The following is a 19,224-nucleotide window of genomic DNA, read 5'->3' as shown; positions in this document are numbered from 1 at the left end:
CAAGTCCTATGCTAGTCGAGCTTTATCTAGTAAAACTGTGACCCGACTCACTCGGCTTCGAAGCTGACCTCGTAGGCGGTGAACTTACGCAGGTTAATCACGCCGGTATCGAAGATCAGGTACTGACCCTTGATCCCCATCAGCTTGCCGCTCACCACAGGCTCCTTGTCGAAGTTGTGGGAGGCTATCTTGGTGGGGAACTCGCTCACAGGATAGTCGATGGCGACTATCTCTTGATTCAGGCGTTCGATGGCATACTCGCCGTGGGTCATCATCAGGCTATGCAGGTGTTGCTCGATCTGCGGCAGCAGCTCCTCGGCGTGCTCCTTGAGCGGTAAGGGGTCGGCATTGCCCTTTAACATGGCGCGCCAGTTAGTCTTGTCGGCAATCATCTTGGCCAGCTCGACTTCGATAAGGCCTGAGAGTTGACGGCTGGAGACCTTGAGGATGGGCAGGCCCTGGGTGGCGCCCTGATCTATCCAGCGGGTCGGCAGCTGGGTATGGCGGGTGATCCCCACCTTGAGTCCCGAGGTATTTGACAGATAGACATAGTGCGGCACGAAACAGTTTGCCTCGCCCCATTCGGGTTCGCGGCAGGTCCCCTCGGCAAAGTGGCAGGTTTCGGGCTTCATGATGCACATGTCACAGCTCGCCAGCTTCTTCATACAGACGAAGCAGTGGCCCTGGGAGTAACTCTTCTTGGTCTTCTTGCCGCAATTACAGCAAAAAATATTACCGGTATGGACAAGTTTGATATTGCTACCGATAAAGGGGTTCAGTTCGACTTCATTGTCGCCCACAAGCAGCTGATAATTGGCCAGGCCCTGCTCATCGAGCCTGGTGCGCATTTTCTTCAAAGTTCCTTGCATTGCACTCTCAATTGCGTTGGAGTCGTTCGCCGCGGCGCCGACTCTTCGTTAATTTGTGATGAGTGTAACAGTTAAAGGGGGGAAGGTGAAAATGGTGTTGGCTGCATCTAGGTGTTGCCATGGGGATGAGGGGATTCTTCAATGGCTGGTAGGGGAAGGTTTGGGATGTTGGAGTTTGGGTGAATAACGTCTAGCGGCGTGTTGATCTGTCGAGTACGCTTGAAAGTCGTACCTTCATGGCAACCTATCACCTGCGGTGGGCTTATGTGCAGATACGCCTGTGACACGCTGTGCGTCTTCTGACCTAAATGGATGTTGGGGAGGCAATTGAAGGCCGTATCTTCATGGCAATCTATCGCCTGCCCGGCGGGTGCAGTACATGGAAGTACCAATGTCGTGATCACATGGATGTGAAAGAACGACGTATGTGCAGATACATCTGCTACACGCCGACTTTTTGTCAAAGAGAGCTATCCCTGGAGGCTTCACGGCGGCACTGACCTACATGGATGTAGGGAATGTCAAAAGATGTAGGGAACATATTTGGCCATGGCGCCGAGAGCCAAAAGCGTGCATACACCTGTATCTATACGCCTCTTCGATTTGGCTTCATTTGATGTGAGTAGGAGGGCTAGATGAGTGTTCGGTAGGTTGCCAAACTTTACTCGCTATACTGCGGATCTATACAGGTATAATGGGATTTTGCAAAAAAGGGCCTCTTTCGCTTCCTACTATGTAATCTTGCAGCTCTCGCTTTGTTTTTACATTAATGTTTAACATATTGATTAATTTGAATTAATGACTTAGAACTTTCTATTTAATAGGAAGAGGTGAGGGTCTCTTTAAATCCGGTCTCGTTTTGTTTTGGGGCTGTTCACTTTCTACTTGTTATGCAATGTTATTATTGATATAAATTTCAGATGGTTAAAAAATTTTGCCGCGATGTACATTAGGTTGTAGTGATATACATAGGCGGCATTCTCGCTAATAAGCGTTAAATGCAAAGGAAGCTAAGCTCCATGGAGCAAATAGATTTTCATGCCCTCGATGATGCTCATAAGAAATTTATGTTAGAGATTGCTTTGGGTAACAAAGGGACGTGTGTTTCAGTTTCTGGAGGTATGTGTGGAGAGATTTATGTTTTTGATCAAGGTGAAAATGTATCACCTCGATATGTATGTGCAAAAATACCGAAACCTCTCAAAAACGCCTCCATTCAGGAAACAAATCAAAGATTTGTTAATGAACTAAAGAATCAGCTTTCATATAACCACCAGATGTTTGTTCATTGGGCATTTGATTTCACTGAGGTACTTGGAAACCCTGTGGCACTATTTCGTTATTGGGGAGGAGACCTTGAGAAGGTGATACGAAAGCCTGAACTTTCTAGCGTGACCGAAAAGCTTTCAATAATGGTTTATGTTTGCAGTGGCTTGAGCCACTGCTATAAGCGTGGCCTAATAGCGCATCAAGATTTGAAGCCAGCCAATATTTTTCTGAGGGACGTAAAAAGCGAATATCGTGGTTTACCGGATCTGGATATCTATAACTTGGCTCTAATCGCTGATTTCGGTCTAGCAAATGCTTTTCGAGACTCTTCCGTCTTTGGTGGTTCACGGCCTTATATGGCTCCAGAACAGTGGAGTGAATCTGAGCTTTCACCTAAAACGGATATATTTGCGCTGGGGGTCATTCTCTATGAGCTTATGAGTGATGGTTTCCACCCGGTTGGCATAAAGCTAAATGATTATTGGCCTCGACCGGCTGATGGTAATAGTAAAAAGTGGACTAAGGCTGATGCTTGGAAAAAATGGGCAACGACTGCAAGTATAACTTTTGAGGGTATTCCTCCGATAGTGCCTGAGGTCCAATCTCTTATTCATGACATGCTCTCAGTTGACGCCGCTGATAGACCATCTATTGAGGAGGTCAAGATATCATTGCTTGATATTATTAAACGTGAATCACAAGAAAGCTTTGCTCAGCTAGAATTCCTTATAAATCACTTTGAAAAACAGGCGTCTACAGAACCTTTAAAAGGCGGGTGGCCATATTTGTGGAAAAGATGGGAGCAATTTCAAACAAAGTTTGGAAAGTGCATTTAACAAGTTGCTGCACGCGGATAAATTACTCGCTGCGCTCGCAATTTACCGGTGAGCAAGGCGTTAAGTCATAAGGAATCAGACATTGTTCGAGAAAATTACATTTGCAACTCAAAACAAGTTCGATGGAAATAACCCCATTGATATAGGGCATCTTGTTGAGTGCATGATTTTCTATAAATCGACATGTGTTATAGCTTCACAAGGAATACTCAAGCAACTCATTAAATACTTTGGGGTAGATGGGTTAATAGATCTGATTGACTCTAATGCGCTCAGTGTAATCTACACAGAGTCAATGGTTGGAGTGCACACAAATACAGAGGGCTTAAAACAGTATCATGATGTTGTAGAAATAACCTCTCCCCAATATTTATATCAAGATGTACTCAGAAAGCAAATTGTTGAGGTAACAGGAAAAGCAGGAAAAGGCCGACGTCTAGCAAATAAAATACAAGATAAGATAAAGGTCACTAATCATGATCATTCAATATTGGAAGGGACTCGCCATTCGATTTTGGACCAACAATATATTCAATCAGCTGCAAGTTTAGTTCTAAAGTCAAAACTAAATAGCTCGGTAGATCTATCAGGCCTACGTTTTCATACTGAGAAACAAGAAAAAGGCATAGTCGTATCCACTAATGCTAATTTTCTAACTCTCAACAAGGTTTATCATCAATTCGTGCCGCCATCTCACTCTTCATTAACACCAGCGTCTATTCTAGCCGAGGTGTTAGAGCTAGAAAAAGAGCTGTACTTTGCGTCAAATAATGTATCTGAAATTGCAGCAAGTAAAATAAGCTCTGATTTGGCTAAAAATAAATTCGATTACATATTTGAGAAAAGTTTTAAAACAGAACAGAAGATTGGTAATTTCAATGAATTTATTTTAGATGATGCACAAAAATTACGTGATGCTGTAAACAATAGAGTAATCACATCTAAAGAAGCCATAGAAATCATCCACAAATCAAATGAATTCAAAGATTGGCTGTCAAATCGACAACCTGATGGCGACCTAATTAAAGAATATTATTCGGAAGTAACAAAAGAAACCATAGCGGATAAACTGCCTGGTAAAACCGCTAGATTTAGCGTCTTTACTGGCTTAGGTTTAGCTGCAGATGCTGCTTTAACTGGTGGATTGGGAACAATAGCAGGAGTTTCACTGGGAGCGCTTGATACATTCTATTTGGATAAGCTGCTTTCGGGGTGGAAGCCGAATCAATTTGTTGATGATGATTTATTGCCAATAATTGGAAAGAAGACTTAACAAGGTGCTGCTACGGAAAATTTACTCGCTAGCGCTCCTAAATTTCCGCAGAGCACGGCGTTAGGTGTCATTAAGAATGAGCGAGTTTAAATTTCAGCCACGATGGAAAGAAGAGCTAGTTGTAACAGGCTCTGGAGGCTCTTTTATTCTTGAGCTTCCAATGGGTATTCTTTCTGCCTACTTGCCAACGGAAAAGGTCTGGGTTCAAAAGGCACCGTCATGGGCAAAGGATTTGTACCCTGAACTCAAAAACGAGCTTGAAGTATGGTGCAAAGAAAACAAAGCGAAGTTCGTAATCGATGAAACAGCGGGCGTTTACTAAATTCATTAGCTATCGTGCGGCAACACCTAACAAGTTGCTCAAGTTCACTCCGGCCGCAAAAAGCCCGGCCTCCGCGGGACAACCTACACTGCGTTTCGGTTGCCCCTTAGCAAGGCGTTAGCATTCAATATGAAATATCGAGTAATCGTAAAAAGTGTCGCACCATGCAGTTGCGAAAATGAAGGTGAAGCTGAGGTTTACTTCCCTGATTTTGATCTAACTATTGTCTGCTATTTCATTGGAAGTATTGATTGGTTTAAAAGTTGTTTTCCTCTCAACAAATTGAAAGATGCCGATCTAAGATATTGGCACGCTAACTGGCAGTTAACGGATAAACAAACTAAATCTATAGCGAAAAGCGTTGTAGGTACATACGGCGGATTCGAGTTAGATGAAGATAACGAAAAATTGTTTAAGGTTAATTCGTTGCTTCCAATCTTATCTGACAATGAATTAGGTAACTATAAATTAGATGTTCCAGAAGGTAGTTGGGTTGAGTCAACAGGGCAATTTGTTATCGAGGACGTTGAATGCTAACAAGTGACTCAAAAGGACGCAAAACGCTTGGCTTGCGCTCCTTCGTCGCTAATTTTAGCCAAGCCTTTTACGCCCATTAGTAAGGCGTTATGCAAACAAGTTCAGTCACAAGTAAGGAATTTCGTATGAGGAAAATTGGAGCGTTATTACTATTAGTTTTCATTGGAGGTTGTGCTAGCCTAGATGAGAAAAAAGAAGAAAATAATTATGTAAAAAACAAAGAGGTTAGTCACCAGGTTGGTGCTAATACGACTGGTGGCTACATTGTATTTAATATACTAAGGCAGAATGACGTAAAGCGAACAGTTAGAGTCAATATAGATACTCTGCCTTACCTTGGTAAATTTGATTTGTGTAAAGAAACCGGAGTGTTTCAAGACCTCAAGTCAGTAACACCAAAAAAAGATGGCTCAAAATCACCCAACTACAAAACTGAGAAAGTTGATTGCGAATCGTGGGTAAGCATTAGCCCCTCTGGCAATGGTTATTATATGCTTTCCTATGAAGTTAAACTGTTGAAGGGGTTTAATGTCACGAACCTTGGAGGTTTTGATAAGCTCTGGCCAGAGACGATTATTTTATCTGAAATGAATGCTGTTTACATGCCAACCATTGGCTTTCAGCCAAAGACAAAAACGTTAAATGGGATATTGGTAGAGTCAACCTCAGTAGAAGTATCGATATAAGTAATGCATAACAAACGCAACCATACGGCTCAATTTTTCGCTGCGCTACAAATTGTCCGGTGTTGCGGGCGTTAGGTTAAATGGAGGCTTCACAAGGTATGAATATTTTTCTGATTATTGCGGGTACATTAAGTGCTTTAGTTGCCATTCTTCATTTAGGTTGTATTTATTTTGGTGCGTCATGGTATCGCTTCTTTGGTGCGGGAGAGAAAATGGCATCACTTTCTGAACAAGGGAGTATAAAACCTACTTTGATAACAGCTGGGATTACCTTGGTACTCTCAATTTGGTCAATGTATGCGTTTTCAGCTGCTGGGGTTATTTTCAAACTCCCTTTAATTCGGTTAGTTCTTATATTAATAACGTTAATCTATTTTGTTCGTGGGATAGTAGGCTTCTTCTTTATAAACTCACCTATGGGACGCTCGCCTGAGTTTTGGGTTTGGAGTTCAGTGATTTGCCTATCTTTTGGTGTCGTGCATTTGATAGGGTTAAAGGAGCAATGGTCTAGTTTGTGATTCAAGTTTAACCATACAAGGCCATTATGGTAGGGACGAAAAACGCTTGGCTTGTGCTCCTTCGTCGCTGGTTTTAGCCAAGCATTTATGCGCCCATTAGTAAGGCGTTCGAGGCTTTAAGGGATTAAATGGAATTTTGTCTTCTTGCGGATGATCCATCCGCTGCCGATACGGTTGCTCGGTGGTATTACGACCAGTGGTGTCGTGCGTCTGGCCGTCACTCCTTCCAGTTTGTTCGTGAGAATGTCTCATCTGCTACCTGTCGTCTTGGTGCGCCTATGATAGTGCTCGCCAAGCAAAAAGGTGAGCTGGTGGGAGCGGCAGAGTTGAAAATCCGTGAAATGGAGATGTTTCCTGAGTATGAGTTCTGGCTCGGTGGTGTCTACGTCCGCGAGCAGGCTCGTGGTCAGGGAGTGGCATCGGCGCTCGTGAAAGAAGTACTTAGGCAAGCGCGCAGGGCGGGTATCGCTATGCTGTACCTGCAAACCGAAGACTTGTCTGGCGGCTTATATACCCAATTCGGCTTTAGGCATCTGGAGCAGGTTGACTCAAAAGGTGTGCTTGTCACTGTCATGGTGGCAGAGACAGGTGTATAACAGTGGGGGTACTCGTTCGTTGCGGCGTTAGTCGCGGTGCTTGTTGAAAAGGACTGACACCTGCACTTTGTTAGCATGGATTTTCGAGCATCGAACAAAATACACAGTCACGAGTTTGCCTATGTTGCTGGCCTAATGGTAGGGGGTAATAATGAAAGTAAAGTTTACATTTTTGTGTGTTTTTCTGTTTCCTTTGTCTGCTATTGGCGCTGCTGACTCAGAAATCGAGCAGTTAGAAAATCGAGTTCATGAGCTAAAAATAAAAGCAGAGCGTGCCCAGGCTGAGTATTTAAATGCTAAATCTGAACTTGAGAGGCTGCAAAAATCAAAGGCAACAAACAAGAAGACTGATTATGAAAAGTCAGATACGCCGCCCACCTCTGTTTTCAACAACAAGCGTATGTGGAATCCGGAAAGAATATTGTGGGAGAACAAATTTTTCAAATGTGGCAATTATTTAGCCGATGGGCGTTGTGAATACGTCGTTGAAATGAAAAATGTCAGAATAACCCTAGATAAAGACTAATGAGAAACTTGATGGGTACAATCAGTCGTCAAGTCGTCAAGTCGTCAAGTCGTCAAGTCGTCAAGTCGTCAAGTCGTCAGTTGTACTAGTGCCTTGCGTTCAAGAGTAATACTTAGATAGTGTTATTTCTCCTGCGAAAATGCCGGATAAATTTTTATATCTATAGGTTTGGCTGGCTTGATGCTGTAAAAATGGTGCGAAGGAATGCTGATTTTCCCCTGAAGGTAACAGGCATCTTTCCGTTAATTGCCGCTATTTTGGTGTGCAGACTCTGCATCGCTTCCCGCTTCCCGCTTCCCGCTTCCCCCTTTCCGCTGAGACTTTCGCTTTTCTTTAAATAAAAAAAGGCCGCGGTGGGGACCGCGGCAAAAGACCTTATCCTTGTCTATGACCTAAAGGGTTTACATCGTTGTGTGTTGTTTTGGAGCCTACCCTAACATGCAGGGTAGGCTCCGTTGTTGCATTAGCTTAGAAGCTGTAACGTGCGCCAATGGCGTAACGGGCAGCGTTTTGCTGAGCCAGCAGCATCTGCTCCTCGTAGCGGCCGTAGACACGTTTTTCCTGCTCAAGCACGTTGATGCCTTCGGCGAAGATGGACAGGTTGTCGGTGAGCTGGTAGCTCACGCTGATGTCCAGCTGACCATAGGCCTCGGTGAACTGAGGGGCTGGTCCACCGGCTTCCGCCTGACCCATGCCCGACAGGAAGGTGTCGCGCCAGTTGTAGGCCATACGAGCCTGCAGGCCGTAGTTCTCATAGAAAACTGAGAAGTTGGCTGAATCTGACAGGCCGGGCAGGGCAAACTGCTCGTCGACACGCTCAACATCGTACTCGGTATCGCCATCCACTAGGGTGTAGTTGGCGGCAAAACCAAAGCCGGTATCCCAGAACCAGTGCTGCCACGCAAACTCGAAGCCGTTGATATTGAGATCTTCGACGTTGTTGGGCTTGCTGATGTTCCATTCGGCCACAGGGTCACCACCCGCCTGAGGGACACGGCCCTCGGCATTGCCATAACCGTTGTCGATAAGCCACTGGAACACGGCTTCATCGCTTGGGGTCTCATTGTTGGCAATCAGCTCGGCGCGGGCCTGCTCGGCGGCGGCACCTAGGTATGGGTCGCGCAGATGGTCATACTCGACCGTGTCAATGGTGTTCATCAGGAAGTTTTCCACTTCCTTGTTGAAGTAACCCACCGACACATAGCTGGCACTGTCGTAGTAGTATTCCACTGACAGATCAATGTTGTGCGAGCTAAATGGCTTCAGGGCAGGGTTACCGGCAAAACCTGTGCGTGAGCCTACCTTAGGAATCGGCGTCAGTGCCGTCGTGGCGCGCATCGACCCTAGGGTTGGACGGCTGATGGTGCGGCTATAACTGAAGCGTGCAATCACGTCCTCGACCACTTCCAGGTTGATATCCAGATTTGGCAGGAACTCCTTGTAGTCATGGGTTTCATGGCTGTAACTGAAGTCATCGGCATAGACGGTTTGCCACTCTGTGGGGTTGAGCCACACCAGCTGCTGGGCTTCCTGTTGCATAGAGCTTGCGGTCACATCGGTTTGCTCGTAGCGCAGGCCGGCCACGATACTCAGCGGCATACTGTTGAACTCACTCTCGATGTTGATCTGGATATAGGCGGCTGTAGTGTCTTCTTTGATCAGGTGATCATCTTGCCAAGGCGCCGATACGTACTCTACGTCATAAAGTGCCTCGGCCTTTTCCATGGCGGCCTGCTGATCATAGGTGTAGTAGTAAGGGATCAGCATGTCGCTGCCACCACCCGAGAAGTCAGACAGGAAGTCAGAGCCCAAGCCTACGTAGCTCACGTCGTCTTTCCACAGCCCCATGTTGCCGTACCAGCCTGCGCTGATAGGGCCGGTGTAAGAGCCTTGTGCACGGGTTTCCATCGAGGTGAACGAGAGTCCGAAATCGATAGAGGAGAGGGCGTCGTTGTTCTCGTTTATCCAGCGGCCGTCAAACTGATACTGGTTAACGTCGGTTTCGTTGCGACCGGCGCGTACCCCGGCAAATAGCGAGGCGTAGTGCTCGGGGAGCAGGTGCGGCTCGCCGTTTGGATTGAGCGTGCCATAGTTAGCATCAAGCAGCGGGATCTCAGTGCCAGTTGCATCATAGGTCTTGTCGGCGATGTTAAGCGCGCCCAGGATGAAGAACTTGTTATCGGCGCTATTGCCTAGGGTGCCCTCGGCGGTGGCGCTTGAATCGTGGGCATCGAATCTCAGTTCAAGGTTATCGCTCGCCTGCCACTTGAGGTTAAAGCCCAGCGACTTATTGATGTTGTCCGAGGCATTTTGTTGCATGGTGCTCGAGTAGTCGCCGCCCACCTCGGTCACATAGTCGAAGGTGCCGTGCTCGTTGATATGGGCGTTAGTGGCGTTACCCGGGCCTGAGAACCATAAGCCCCAGGTATCGGCATTAGAGACATCCGACAGCTTGGAGTAGGTGTAGTCCAGGGTCATCTCCAGATCGTCGTTAGGCGCATATTGGAACACCGCCTGGGCGTTGGTACGCTCGCGCTCTGTGTCCTGGCTGGCAAAGCCTATGTTACGGGCGTAGAAGGTGTTGCCATAGGGGTTTTGGTTTTCGTTAACTACCACGGCATTAGGGTTGAGCTCGCCATCGATATTCTGGCGCCAACCGTCTATGGTAGCGCGCTTGGTGTTGCTGTCACGCTTCTGGTAAGAGGCGGATACACCAAAGCCCAGTGAATCGTCCATGAAGGTGTTGCTGAAGATCCCTGAGATCTCTGGGGTGACCGAGCTGCCATCTTCTACACTGCTGTCGTGGTGGGCCTTAACCCCCACAGTGGCGACCAGGTCGCGGGTGTCGAAGGGGCGGGCAGTACGGATGTTGATGGTGGAGCCTATGCCACCCGAGCTGATATCGGCCTTGCCTGTCTTGTATACCTCGACGCCGCTGATCGCGTCGGAGGCCAGGTTGGCAAACTCAAATGAGCGGGTAGACTCGCCGGCCACCTGGGCGGTCGGCATGGTGCGGTTGTTGAGCAGCACCAGGTTAAAATCGGGGCCAAAGCCACGTACCGTCACCTTGCTGCCTTCGCCGTTGACACGGTCGATAGACACACCAGAGATACGTTGCAGCGATTCGGCCAGGTTAGTATCGGGGAATTTACCGATATCTTCGGCAGAGATCGCATCGACCACCCCGGCAGACTGACGTTTGAGGTCCATGGCCTTAGCCTGTGAACCGCGCACGCCGGTGACTTGGATAACTTCGATATCGCCATCGACCACAGGGGCCTCTTCGGCAACGGCGGGTAGGGCAGACAGCAGACCCAGCACCAGTGAGATCTTGGTGGCTAGCTTTGTTCTTTTAAATTCTAATTGTCGCATCAGGTTCCTCTCCCAGAGACCCTTGGCTGCCAAGGGACGCTATTGATGTAAAGCTTACCGCTTTGCATACAACTTTTCCTGCAATCGCAAAATGTAAGCGCTTACATAAATTAAGACCTGGATACTTTTATGTCAACCGCTGGTCGTAAAAATGTTGTCAAAATGTTGAATTGTGATGGCGAGCGTCATGCAAGGAGTCTTGTGTAAATAATTGAATTTTCTCTGGATAATCGACTTACCCTCTACCGGATTAATTCTAAATATTTTTTGAAAGCGCTTACATTTGTGGTGGCGACTTTTGCCAGAAACGGGTCAAGCGGGGGAATGGATCTAGGCCAAATTAGTTATCGAGAGGCTAAGTGGTGACGGACTCGGCTGGGGACAGGCTTAGCTGGGGACTGGCTCAGGAACTTACAGACCCAGCTGCGCACAGACACTGGCGCAGACAGGCTTGGCTTTAAACGGGCGCGGCTTAGCTTTAATCGAGGGCGGCTTAGACGGACAGAGGTGCGGAGAGAGGTGCGGTCAGCTTCACAGGACAAGCTAGCTGCGCCCCAAAAGCGCTATTGAGAATAGCGCTTTTGGGGCGAGCGCCGTGCAGGCTAGGCCTGTGCCTGTTAGTCCAGTACCTGTTAGCCCTGGGGCCGCTGCACCGACTCACGCACCACCAGTTGGGGTTCGAATTTGTGGTTGAATTCGATATCGCTCTGGCCGTACACCTCTTTGAGTACCCAGTTGGCGGCCATGTGGCCCATATCCTGGATAGGGTTAGACACAGTGGTTAGCTTAGGCGAAATGTAGCGCGGGAAGGGGATATCATCGAAGCCCACGAAGGAGATCTCCTCTGGTACCCGTAGGCCTCGCTCGAGACACAGGGCGATGGCACCCGAGGCCATCTGATCGTTGGCGCACACCACGGCGCTAAATGGCTCACCGCTATCGAGCAGTGTCGCCATGCCTTCGTAGCCACCTTCTTCACGAAAGTCGCCCTCGAAGAACAGCGCCTCATCGAAGGCTAGGCCGTGCTCGGCCAGCGCCTGCTTGTGGCCCAGTAGGCGTTCTCTGGCATCGAGCTTAAACAGGGGACCCGAGATATAGGCGATGCGGCTGTGGCCGAACTCCAGCACATGCCTGCTGGCAAGCAGGCCGCCCTTGAGGTTGTCCAGATGCACGCAGCGATCCGCTATCCCCTCAACGTGCCGGTTGATCAGTACCACAGGGGTCTTGCCCTGGCACAGCTCTCTTAGGTAGTCGTTGGTAACAATTTCGGCATCCACAATCAGCGCATCGCAGCCGCGGGAGAGTAGAAACTCCACCGCCTCTTTCTCCTGGGCGGCATCGCTGTGACCGGCGGCGATGATCACGTGCTTATTGGCCGAGCGCAGTACAGATTCGATCTCCCGCATCAGGGGGCCGTAGAAGGGACCATCGAGCTGGGAGACCAGGACGCCTACACTGTTGGAGCGATTAGAGGCCAGCGACTGCGCTATGGTGTTGGGCCGATAGTCCAACTGCGCCATGGCATCGTGGACCTTCTGGCGGGTCTTGTCGCTGACTTTGCCGGTATTATTCACCACCCGGGAGACGGTCGCCAGGGACACGCCTGCCAGTAGTGATACGTCATAAATTGTGGCCATATATGCTTGGCTTTCCTTGCTATGTGCCTGAATGTTTTTGTTTCAGCGCGGTATTGATTTGGGTAACCATTTGAGTGTCCAGTGTATAGCGTCGCATGACAAAGGCAACCGCAATCGAAGCCAGCGCCGGGTAAAGGGTAAAACAGAGCAAGATCCCATCCAGGGTATGCTGGCTTTGCACCGTATCGGCCTCATAGCCGTAGGCGGCCAGCAACCAGCCGGCGAGGGCGCCGCCGATGGCCAGCCCCAGTTTGATGAAGAAGATCACCGAGGAGTACACCAGGCCTGTGGTGCGAACGCCTGTCTTGAATTGGCCATAATCGACTGTGTCGGCCATCTTGGCCCACAACAGCGGAGTGCCCATGTTGATGGTGAAGTTCCAGGCGATATAGAGCACCAGGGCCTGCAGGTATTGTTCGCCCGGGACAAACCAGGCCAGCAGGCACAGGACGGCGGCGATCAGCTGCAGGCCGATATAGGCCTTTACCTTGCAGATCTTGTCGGCGAGTTTCTTTGCCAGCGCCACCCCGACTATGTTGCCTATGACACCGCTGGTGACAAACAGGCTGATCATATCCTCGCGGCCGAGGAAGTATTTGACGTAATAGATGGCCAGGGTGGACTTAAGCACCAGGCCGGTTAACAGGAAGATGGCCGCCAGCGACAGCACGCGCCACTGATCGTTCGCCCAAAGCGCCTTGGCGGCGGCTTTCATGTTGTCGCTGCCTTCGTCCTTGCTAAAATCCCGCTCCTTGGTGCCGGCAAAGCAGAGCAAGAACATGATGGTGCCCAGTATGCTCATGGCCAGTATGGTGAGTTGGTAACCCTTGGCCTTGTCGCCATTGCCGAAAAAATCCACCAGGGGCAGGGTGAGGGAGCTCACCATCAGGCCGCCTAACATGGCAAACACGAAGCGGTAGGACTGCACAGATACCCGCTCGGCCGGATTGGTGGTGAGCGCCGCGCCCAAGGCGCAGTAGGGGATGTTGATTGCCGTATAGGCCAGCATCAGCAGGGCATAGGTGACCAGGGCGTAGATCTCCTTGCCGCTCTCGTTGAAATCAGGTGTGGTAAAGGCCAGTACGCTGATGGCGGCGAAGGGCAGGGCGCACCACAAGAGGTAGGGGCGATATCGCCCCCAACGGGTATGGGTGCGATCGGCCAGATAACCCATCAGCGGGTCGGTCACCGCATCCATGATACGCACCGCCAGAAACATGGTGCCGACGAAGGCGGCGGAGATACCGAAGATGTCGGTATAAAAAAACGTCAGAAATAGCATGACGGTTTGAAATACGATATTGCTGGCGGTATCGCCAAGCCCGTAGGCGACTTTCTCTCTAATGCTTAACATGGCGACCTCCTATTATTATTCTTGTTGGTCCAGTGTTTGCCTTTGTGCAAGCAGGCCTTGGTAGGCTTTGGCGCTTGATTTAAGGGTACGCTGCTGGGTGAGGTAGTCTACATATACCAGACCGAAGCGTTTACGGTAACCCTCCGCCCATTCGAAATTATCCATCAGGCTCCAGGCAAAATAGCCCTGAACATCCACACCGGCCTCGATAGCCTGGTGTACGGCCAGCAGGTGAGATTGTAGATAGGCCAGCCGCATGGGGTCGTGGACCTCACCGTCTTGCATCACATCCTCTTCGGCGGCGCCGTTTTCCGTGATGTAGATGGGCGGTAAGGCGAATTCGCTCGACAGATCTTTGAGTAGCTCGGTAAAGGCGCCCGGGCAGATCTCCCAGTCCATGGCGGTGCGGGGCACGTTGTCGATGCGTACATCCTCAAGCCTAGTTCACCACCGGCGCGATAGACGTTGCGGGTGTAATAGTTGATGCCCAGATAATCCATCTCGGCGGTGATGATATCCATGTCGCCGGGTAGGATCTCGGGTCTCTCCTGCGGGGCGAGCCGATCGACGATCTCTGGATAACGGCCCTGCATCAGGGGCATCAGATACCAGAGGTTATGGTATTCGTGCGCCTGACGGGCGGCGTAGGCATCCTCTGCTGAATCGCTATGGGGATAGGCCGGGCTGAAGTTGAGCACTATGCCCGCCTTGGCATGGGGCGCGAAGCGTCTAAGTTCGGCCATGGCCAGGCCGTGGGCCAGCAGCAGGTTATGGGCCGCGGTGCGACCTTGGCTGCGGCTCTGGTGACCTGGTGCATGCACGCCGACCTCATATCCTAGGTAGGCGCTGCAGAAGGGCTCGTTGAGGGTCGAGTAGGCGTAGACCCGGTTGCCCAGCTCCTGTGCCACCACGCGGCTGTAGTGGGCGAAGGCATGTGCCGTGTCTCGGTTGAGCCAGCCGCCGTTATCTTCCAGATGTTGGGGCAGATCCCAGTGGTACAGGGTGACAAATACCTTGATATTGCGCACCCGCAATGCGTCCAGCAGGGCGATGTAGAAGTCCATGCCTTGGCGGTTGATGCTGCCATCCTGATAAAGCACCCGTCCCCATGAGATCGACAGACGATAGACGTCGACCCCCAGTGAGGCTATCAGTTGTACATCCTCACGCCAGCGATTGATATGGTCGCAGGCGACCTTGCCATCGGAGCCATCGGCGATTTTGCCTGGCGTGGCACAGAAGGTGTCCCAGATGTTGGGTAAACGATGCTGATAATCACCCTCGATCTGAAATGAAGCGGTGGCGACACCAAACAGAAAGTCCTTGTTCATCAGGCGCGAATCTCTTGGCAGGGTAAAAGGTGTTACGTGTGTCATGGTGATCCCGTTCCCAAAATCGTTCCCTGTTGTCGGCCTGTTTTGCCACGCTGTCGAGGTGCTGCTGCGGTCTCTTGCGGTCAAAACAGGTTGACAAAGGTTAACTCAGTGTTAAAAATGAAAGCGCTTACATTAATCTAGTGGCAGAAGTCACAAAGGTCAATCACCAATGCGAATTACCTTGTCGCAAGCATAAAAATTAAAGGAGACAAGATGGCTACTGCACCCAGTCCGAGTGTCGTCACATCACAAGCCGGTAACAAAGACCACTTTGGCTTTGCCCTGGCATCGTTAACGACGCTGTTCTTCATGTGGGGCTTTATTACCTGCCTCAACGATATTCTGATCCCGCATCTCAAGGCGGTGTTTAACCTCAACTACGCCCAGGCGATGTTGATCCAATTCTGTTTCTTCGGCGCCTACTTCCTGGTGTCGGTTCCCGCGGGGGCGCTGGTGAAGCGCCTGGGTTATCAAAAGGGCATAGTGGTGGGGCTGCTGACCGCCGCCCTGGGCTGTGGTCTCTTCTATCCCGCAGCCGTGTCGGCAACCTACGGCCTGTTCTTGGCGGCGCTGTTTGTGTTGGCGAGCGGCATTACCGTGTTGCAGGTGGCCGCCAACCCCTATGTGACGGCGCTAGGTCCGGTGGAGACGGCATCGAGTCGACTCACCCTGACCCAGGCCTTTAACTCCCTGGGCACCACCATAGCGCCGGCCTTCGGCTCCTTGCTCATACTGTCTGTGGCCGCCGGCGCCTCTGCCGAGGCAGAAGCCGAAGCGGTGAAGCTTCCTTACTTGCTGCTGTGCGCCATGCTGGTGGCCCTGGCCCTGGTATTTGCCCTGCTGAAGCTGCCCCATATCGACAGCCAGGAGGAGTCGCAACCGGGGGAAGAAGTTGTGAGTGCCCTAAGCCATCGGCATCTGGTGCTGGGGGCGGTGGGCATCTTCGTCTATGTGGGTGGTGAGGTCGCTATCGGTAGTTTTCTGGTTAACTTCCTTGGTCAGGCGAGTGTGGCAGCCATGGAGGAAGCCGAGGCGGCCCATTACATCGCCTTCTACTGGGGCGGTGCCATGGTGGGACGTTTCATCGGGGCGGCCGTGATGCAGCGAGTGCCTGCGGGTAAGGTCTTGGGCTTCAATGCGGCCATGGCGGCATTGCTGGTGGTGATCGCCATGATGAGCCAGGGCATGTTGGCCATGTGGGCGATTCTGGCCGTCGGCCTGTTTAACTCCATCATGTTCCCGACCATCTTCAGCCTGGCGCTGAAAAACTTAGGCCCGGCCACGGCTCAGGGCAGTGGCATCTTGTGTCTTGCCATCGTCGGTGGCGCCGTGGTGCCCCTGGCTCAGGGATTGATCGCCGACGCCGCTGGACTGTCGATCTCGTTCCTGCTGCCTGTGCTCTGTTATGCCTATATCCTCTTCTATGGCCTTAAGGGATCTGAGCCTGTGGAGGTGAAACAATGAAGCTGCCCGTTTTAGCCCAGCCGGTAAGGGCCTTGTCCTATGCGGCGCTGGCGTTGACCTGGTTGTCGGCGGGCGCCCAGGCGAGCGAACGAGAACTTGCTCGAGAAGTGACTCGCTGGCCTGCCAGTGTCTATAAGGTTAGCGCCGATCCCGCGCTGGAGGCCAGGGTCGACAGTTTGCTTGCCGGGATGACCCTTGAGCAGAAGGTGGCGCAAGTTATTCAGCCCGAGATCCGCGACTTTAGCGTGGAAGATATGCGCCGTATCGGCTTTGGCTCCTACCTCAACGGTGGTGGCTCGTTTCCCGGCAATAACAGCCGGGCGAGCGCCAGCGACTGGGTGGCCCTGGCCGATGCCATGTATCAAGCGGCCATGGATACCAGCCAAGACGGCGTAGCCATTCCGCCCCTGTGGGGCACAGATGCCGTGCATGGTCACGGCAATGTCTTCGGCGCGACCCTGTTCCCCCACAACATGAGTCTGGGGGCGACTCGCAACCCAGAGCTGATTAAGGCGATAGCCGCCGCAACCGCCAAGGAGGTTCGCGCGACGGGCATAGATTGGGTGTTTGCACCGACTGTGGCCAATGTCGAGAACCTGCGTTGGGGGCGCAGCTATGAAGGCTATGCCAGAGATCCTGCTCTCATCGAGTCCTATGCCGAGGCCTTCGTTGAGGGGATGCAGGGACAGGGCGATACCTGGCTCAAGGGCGCCCACACGATCGCCACCGCCAAGCATTTCATCGCCGATGGCGGCACCCAAGGGGGTGACGATCGCGGCGATGCCCAGTTCGATGAGCAGACCCTGATCGACCGCCATGGACAGGGGTATGTCGGCGCGCTGGCCCAAGGGGTTCAGACTGTGATGGCTTCTTTTAACAGCTGGAACGGTGAAAAGCTGCACGGCAGCGAATACCTGCTCACCCAAGTGTTAAAAAAACGCATGGGGTTTGATGGCGTGGTGGTCGGCGACTGGTTGGGGCACGCCTTCGTGCCAGGTTGCAGCGGCGAGCGCTGTGCCGCTGCCATCAATGCCGGGGTAGACATATTGATGGCACCGGGGGATAGCTGGCGTAGCCTGTATCCCAACACCATCGCCGATGTGCGCGAAGGCGCGCTGCCCATGGCTCGTCTGGACGATGCCGTCAGGCGTATCTTGCGGGTGAAGCTGAGAGCCGGTCTGTTTGATGGCAAGGCGCCATCGGCAAGACCCTTTGCGGCGCAGCAGGCCCTGATCGGTCATCCAGCGCACAGGGCGCTGGCGCGCCGGGCCGTTGCCGAGTCCTTGGTGCTGCTGAAAAACAACAAGGTCGGCGAGTCGCCCATCTTGCCCATCTCATCCCAGGGTAAGGTGCTGGTGATAGGCCAGGGCGCCGACAACATTGGCCAGCAGGCCGGTGGCTGGAGCATGACCTGGCAGGGCACGGAAGTGACTAATGCCGACTTCCCCGGTGCGACCAGCATCTTTGCCGGTATCGCCGCGGCCATGCAGGCCGGTGGCGGTGAGGCGCGGCTGAGTGTCGATGGCAGCATTCCCGATGGTTTCAAGCCAGATCTGGTGGTGGCCGTGTATGGCGAGACGCCTTACGCCGAGGGCAACGGCGATCTGGATAATCTCGAATTTCAGCGCGGCGATAAGCAGGCGCTGGCCATGTTGGCCAGTATCAAGGCGCAAGGCTTGCCTCTGGTGTCAGTGCTACTGTCTGGCAGACCTTTATGGGTCAATCCCGAGCTTAATCTTTCTGACGCCTTCGTGGCCGCCTGGTTACCGGGTAGCGAGGGGGCTGGGGTGAGCGATGTGCTGATTGGCGATGCCCAGGGCAAGCCAAGACAGGACTTTGTCGGTCGTCTGCCATTTCCTTGGCCGGCCAAGCCAGATGGTGATGGTTTGCCTGATCAAGCGCGCGACGCAACACTGTTCGCCCTGTGGCAGGGGTTCGATTACCGGCAGGATGCTCGCCTTGCGCAACTGGATGAGTCCAGCGGCGATAGTGGCTTAGCCTCACGCCTGAGCATATTCGACAAGGCGGTGAAGGCCCCTTGGCATCTGGCCGTGGGTGATGATGGTGCCATGCACAGGGTAGGCGCAGGCATATGGCAGCATGAGGGCTGGGCGGTGAGAAGCATCAATCGCGAGGTGCAGGAAGATGCGCGCCAGTTCAGCTTCAGCGCCGCCGGTCATCTGGCCTTCAGAGACGACTTTCCCATGGATCTGAGGCGCTTCGCCAACCAAGACGCGGTACTGAGCTTCGACATGGCACTGGAGCACAAGCCAAGCGTTGCCAAGCTTTCTATGGTCTGTGAGGGGCATTGTGGCCGCAGTCTAGATCTTAGCAAGGCGCTTATGGCCGATGGAAAATGGCATAGCTATCGGGTGCCGCTGGCCTGCTTCGGCTTAGGGGTCAAAGAGCTGTCCAGGGTGTTTAGCCCCATGACGCTGGCGCTGGGTGCCGGAGACAGCATCAAGCTGGCGAATGTGGCGATTGACGAGCAGCAAGGTCTGATACAGCAAGAGGGCCAGCAGCAAAGCCGTATTATCTCATGCCAGCGCGACTAGGCCTTAACGACAACAAATTAGAGATATTGGAGAG

At 51.8% G+C, this 19,224-nt stretch carries 14 protein-coding genes and 1 pseudogene; 10 read left to right on the top strand and 5 right to left on the bottom strand.

Annotation, left to right across the window (positions count from 1 at the left end; translation table 11 throughout):
- Positions 1-47: 47 nt before the first annotated feature.
- A complete protein-coding gene (locus DB48_RS17740) occupies positions 48-869 on the bottom strand; it encodes a DUF2797 domain-containing protein (protein WP_041511519.1) in 822 nt (273 codons plus the stop codon).
- Between the two features lie 1,019 nt (positions 870-1,888).
- On the opposite strand from DB48_RS17740, the gene DB48_RS17735 reads away from it, so the two are divergent.
- The 8 genes from DB48_RS17735 to DB48_RS17700 all read left to right on the top strand — a co-directional run bounded on the left by DB48_RS17735 (position 1,889) and on the right by DB48_RS17700 (position 7,432).
- Positions 1,889-2,974: a protein kinase domain-containing protein gene (locus DB48_RS17735; protein WP_041511518.1), complete on the top strand. Its 1,086-nt coding sequence runs from the start codon at positions 1,889-1,891 to the stop codon at positions 2,972-2,974.
- A gap of 82 nt (positions 2,975-3,056) precedes the next feature.
- The gene (locus DB48_RS17730; protein WP_041511517.1) at positions 3,057-4,247 is read left to right on the top strand and encodes a hypothetical protein; all 1,191 of its coding nucleotides are present in this window, start codon (positions 3,057-3,059) and stop codon (positions 4,245-4,247) included.
- Between the two features lie 76 nt (positions 4,248-4,323).
- Positions 4,324-4,569 (top strand): hypothetical protein, encoded by a 246-nt coding sequence (locus DB48_RS17725; RefSeq protein WP_041511516.1) that lies wholly within the window; start codon positions 4,324-4,326, stop codon positions 4,567-4,569.
- Between the two features lie 129 nt (positions 4,570-4,698).
- Positions 4,699-5,106 carry a hypothetical protein gene (locus DB48_RS17720; RefSeq protein ID WP_041511515.1) on the top strand — a complete coding sequence of 136 codons (408 nt, stop codon included), beginning with the start codon at positions 4,699-4,701 and terminating at the stop codon, positions 5,104-5,106.
- Between the two features lie 125 nt (positions 5,107-5,231).
- Complete coding sequence (locus tag DB48_RS17715; RefSeq protein ID WP_041511514.1) at positions 5,232-5,792, top strand: hypothetical protein; 561 nt, start codon at positions 5,232-5,234, stop codon at positions 5,790-5,792.
- Positions 5,793-5,890: 98 nt separating this feature from the next.
- Complete coding sequence (locus DB48_RS17710; protein ID WP_041511513.1) at positions 5,891-6,310, top strand: hypothetical protein; 420 nt, start codon at positions 5,891-5,893, stop codon at positions 6,308-6,310.
- 128 nt (positions 6,311-6,438) lie between these two features.
- On the top strand, positions 6,439-6,906 hold the full coding sequence (locus tag DB48_RS17705) for a GNAT family N-acetyltransferase (RefSeq protein WP_041511512.1): 468 nt from the start codon (positions 6,439-6,441) through the stop codon (positions 6,904-6,906).
- A 151-nt stretch (positions 6,907-7,057) separates the two neighbouring features.
- The gene (locus DB48_RS17700; RefSeq protein ID WP_041511511.1) at positions 7,058-7,432 is read left to right on the top strand and encodes a hypothetical protein; all 375 of its coding nucleotides are present in this window, start codon (positions 7,058-7,060) and stop codon (positions 7,430-7,432) included.
- A 468-nt stretch (positions 7,433-7,900) separates the two neighbouring features.
- Here the strand turns inward: DB48_RS17700 and DB48_RS17695 are convergent, their stop codons facing one another.
- The 4 genes and pseudogenes from DB48_RS17695 to DB48_RS17680 all read right to left on the bottom strand — a co-directional run bounded on the left by DB48_RS17695 (position 7,901) and on the right by DB48_RS17680 (position 15,171).
- On the bottom strand, positions 7,901-10,804 hold the full coding sequence (locus tag DB48_RS17695; protein WP_041511615.1) for a TonB-dependent receptor: 2,904 nt from the start codon (positions 10,802-10,804) through the stop codon (positions 7,901-7,903).
- A gap of 632 nt (positions 10,805-11,436) precedes the next feature.
- Complete coding sequence (locus DB48_RS17690; RefSeq protein WP_041511510.1) at positions 11,437-12,441, bottom strand: LacI family DNA-binding transcriptional regulator; 1,005 nt, start codon at positions 12,439-12,441, stop codon at positions 11,437-11,439.
- A 19-nt stretch (positions 12,442-12,460) separates the two neighbouring features.
- Positions 12,461-13,795 carry a glycoside-pentoside-hexuronide (GPH):cation symporter gene (locus DB48_RS17685; protein WP_041511509.1) on the bottom strand — a complete coding sequence of 445 codons (1,335 nt, stop codon included), beginning with the start codon at positions 13,793-13,795 and terminating at the stop codon, positions 12,461-12,463.
- Between the two features lie 15 nt (positions 13,796-13,810).
- Positions 13,811-15,171: pseudogene (locus tag DB48_RS17680) on the bottom strand (GH1 family beta-glucosidase).
- A 213-nt stretch (positions 15,172-15,384) separates the two neighbouring features.
- Between DB48_RS17680 and DB48_RS17675 the strand changes: the two are divergent.
- Positions 15,385-16,635 (top strand): sugar MFS transporter, encoded by a 1,251-nt coding sequence (locus DB48_RS17675; RefSeq protein ID WP_041511508.1) that lies wholly within the window; start codon positions 15,385-15,387, stop codon positions 16,633-16,635.
- The gene (locus DB48_RS17670) at positions 16,632-19,190 is read left to right on the top strand and encodes a glycoside hydrolase family 3 protein (RefSeq protein ID WP_082035674.1); all 2,559 of its coding nucleotides are present in this window, start codon (positions 16,632-16,634) and stop codon (positions 19,188-19,190) included. Before DB48_RS17675 ends, DB48_RS17670 begins: the two co-directional genes overlap by 4 nt.
- Positions 19,191-19,224 lie beyond the last annotated feature (34 nt).

It is taken from the genome of Shewanella sp. cp20 (assembly GCF_000832025.1).
GTDB lineage: Bacteria > Pseudomonadota > Gammaproteobacteria > Enterobacterales > Shewanellaceae > Shewanella.
Note: the sequence above shows the minus strand (reverse complement) of the source record. Positions and strands in the feature narration are given on the sequence as shown.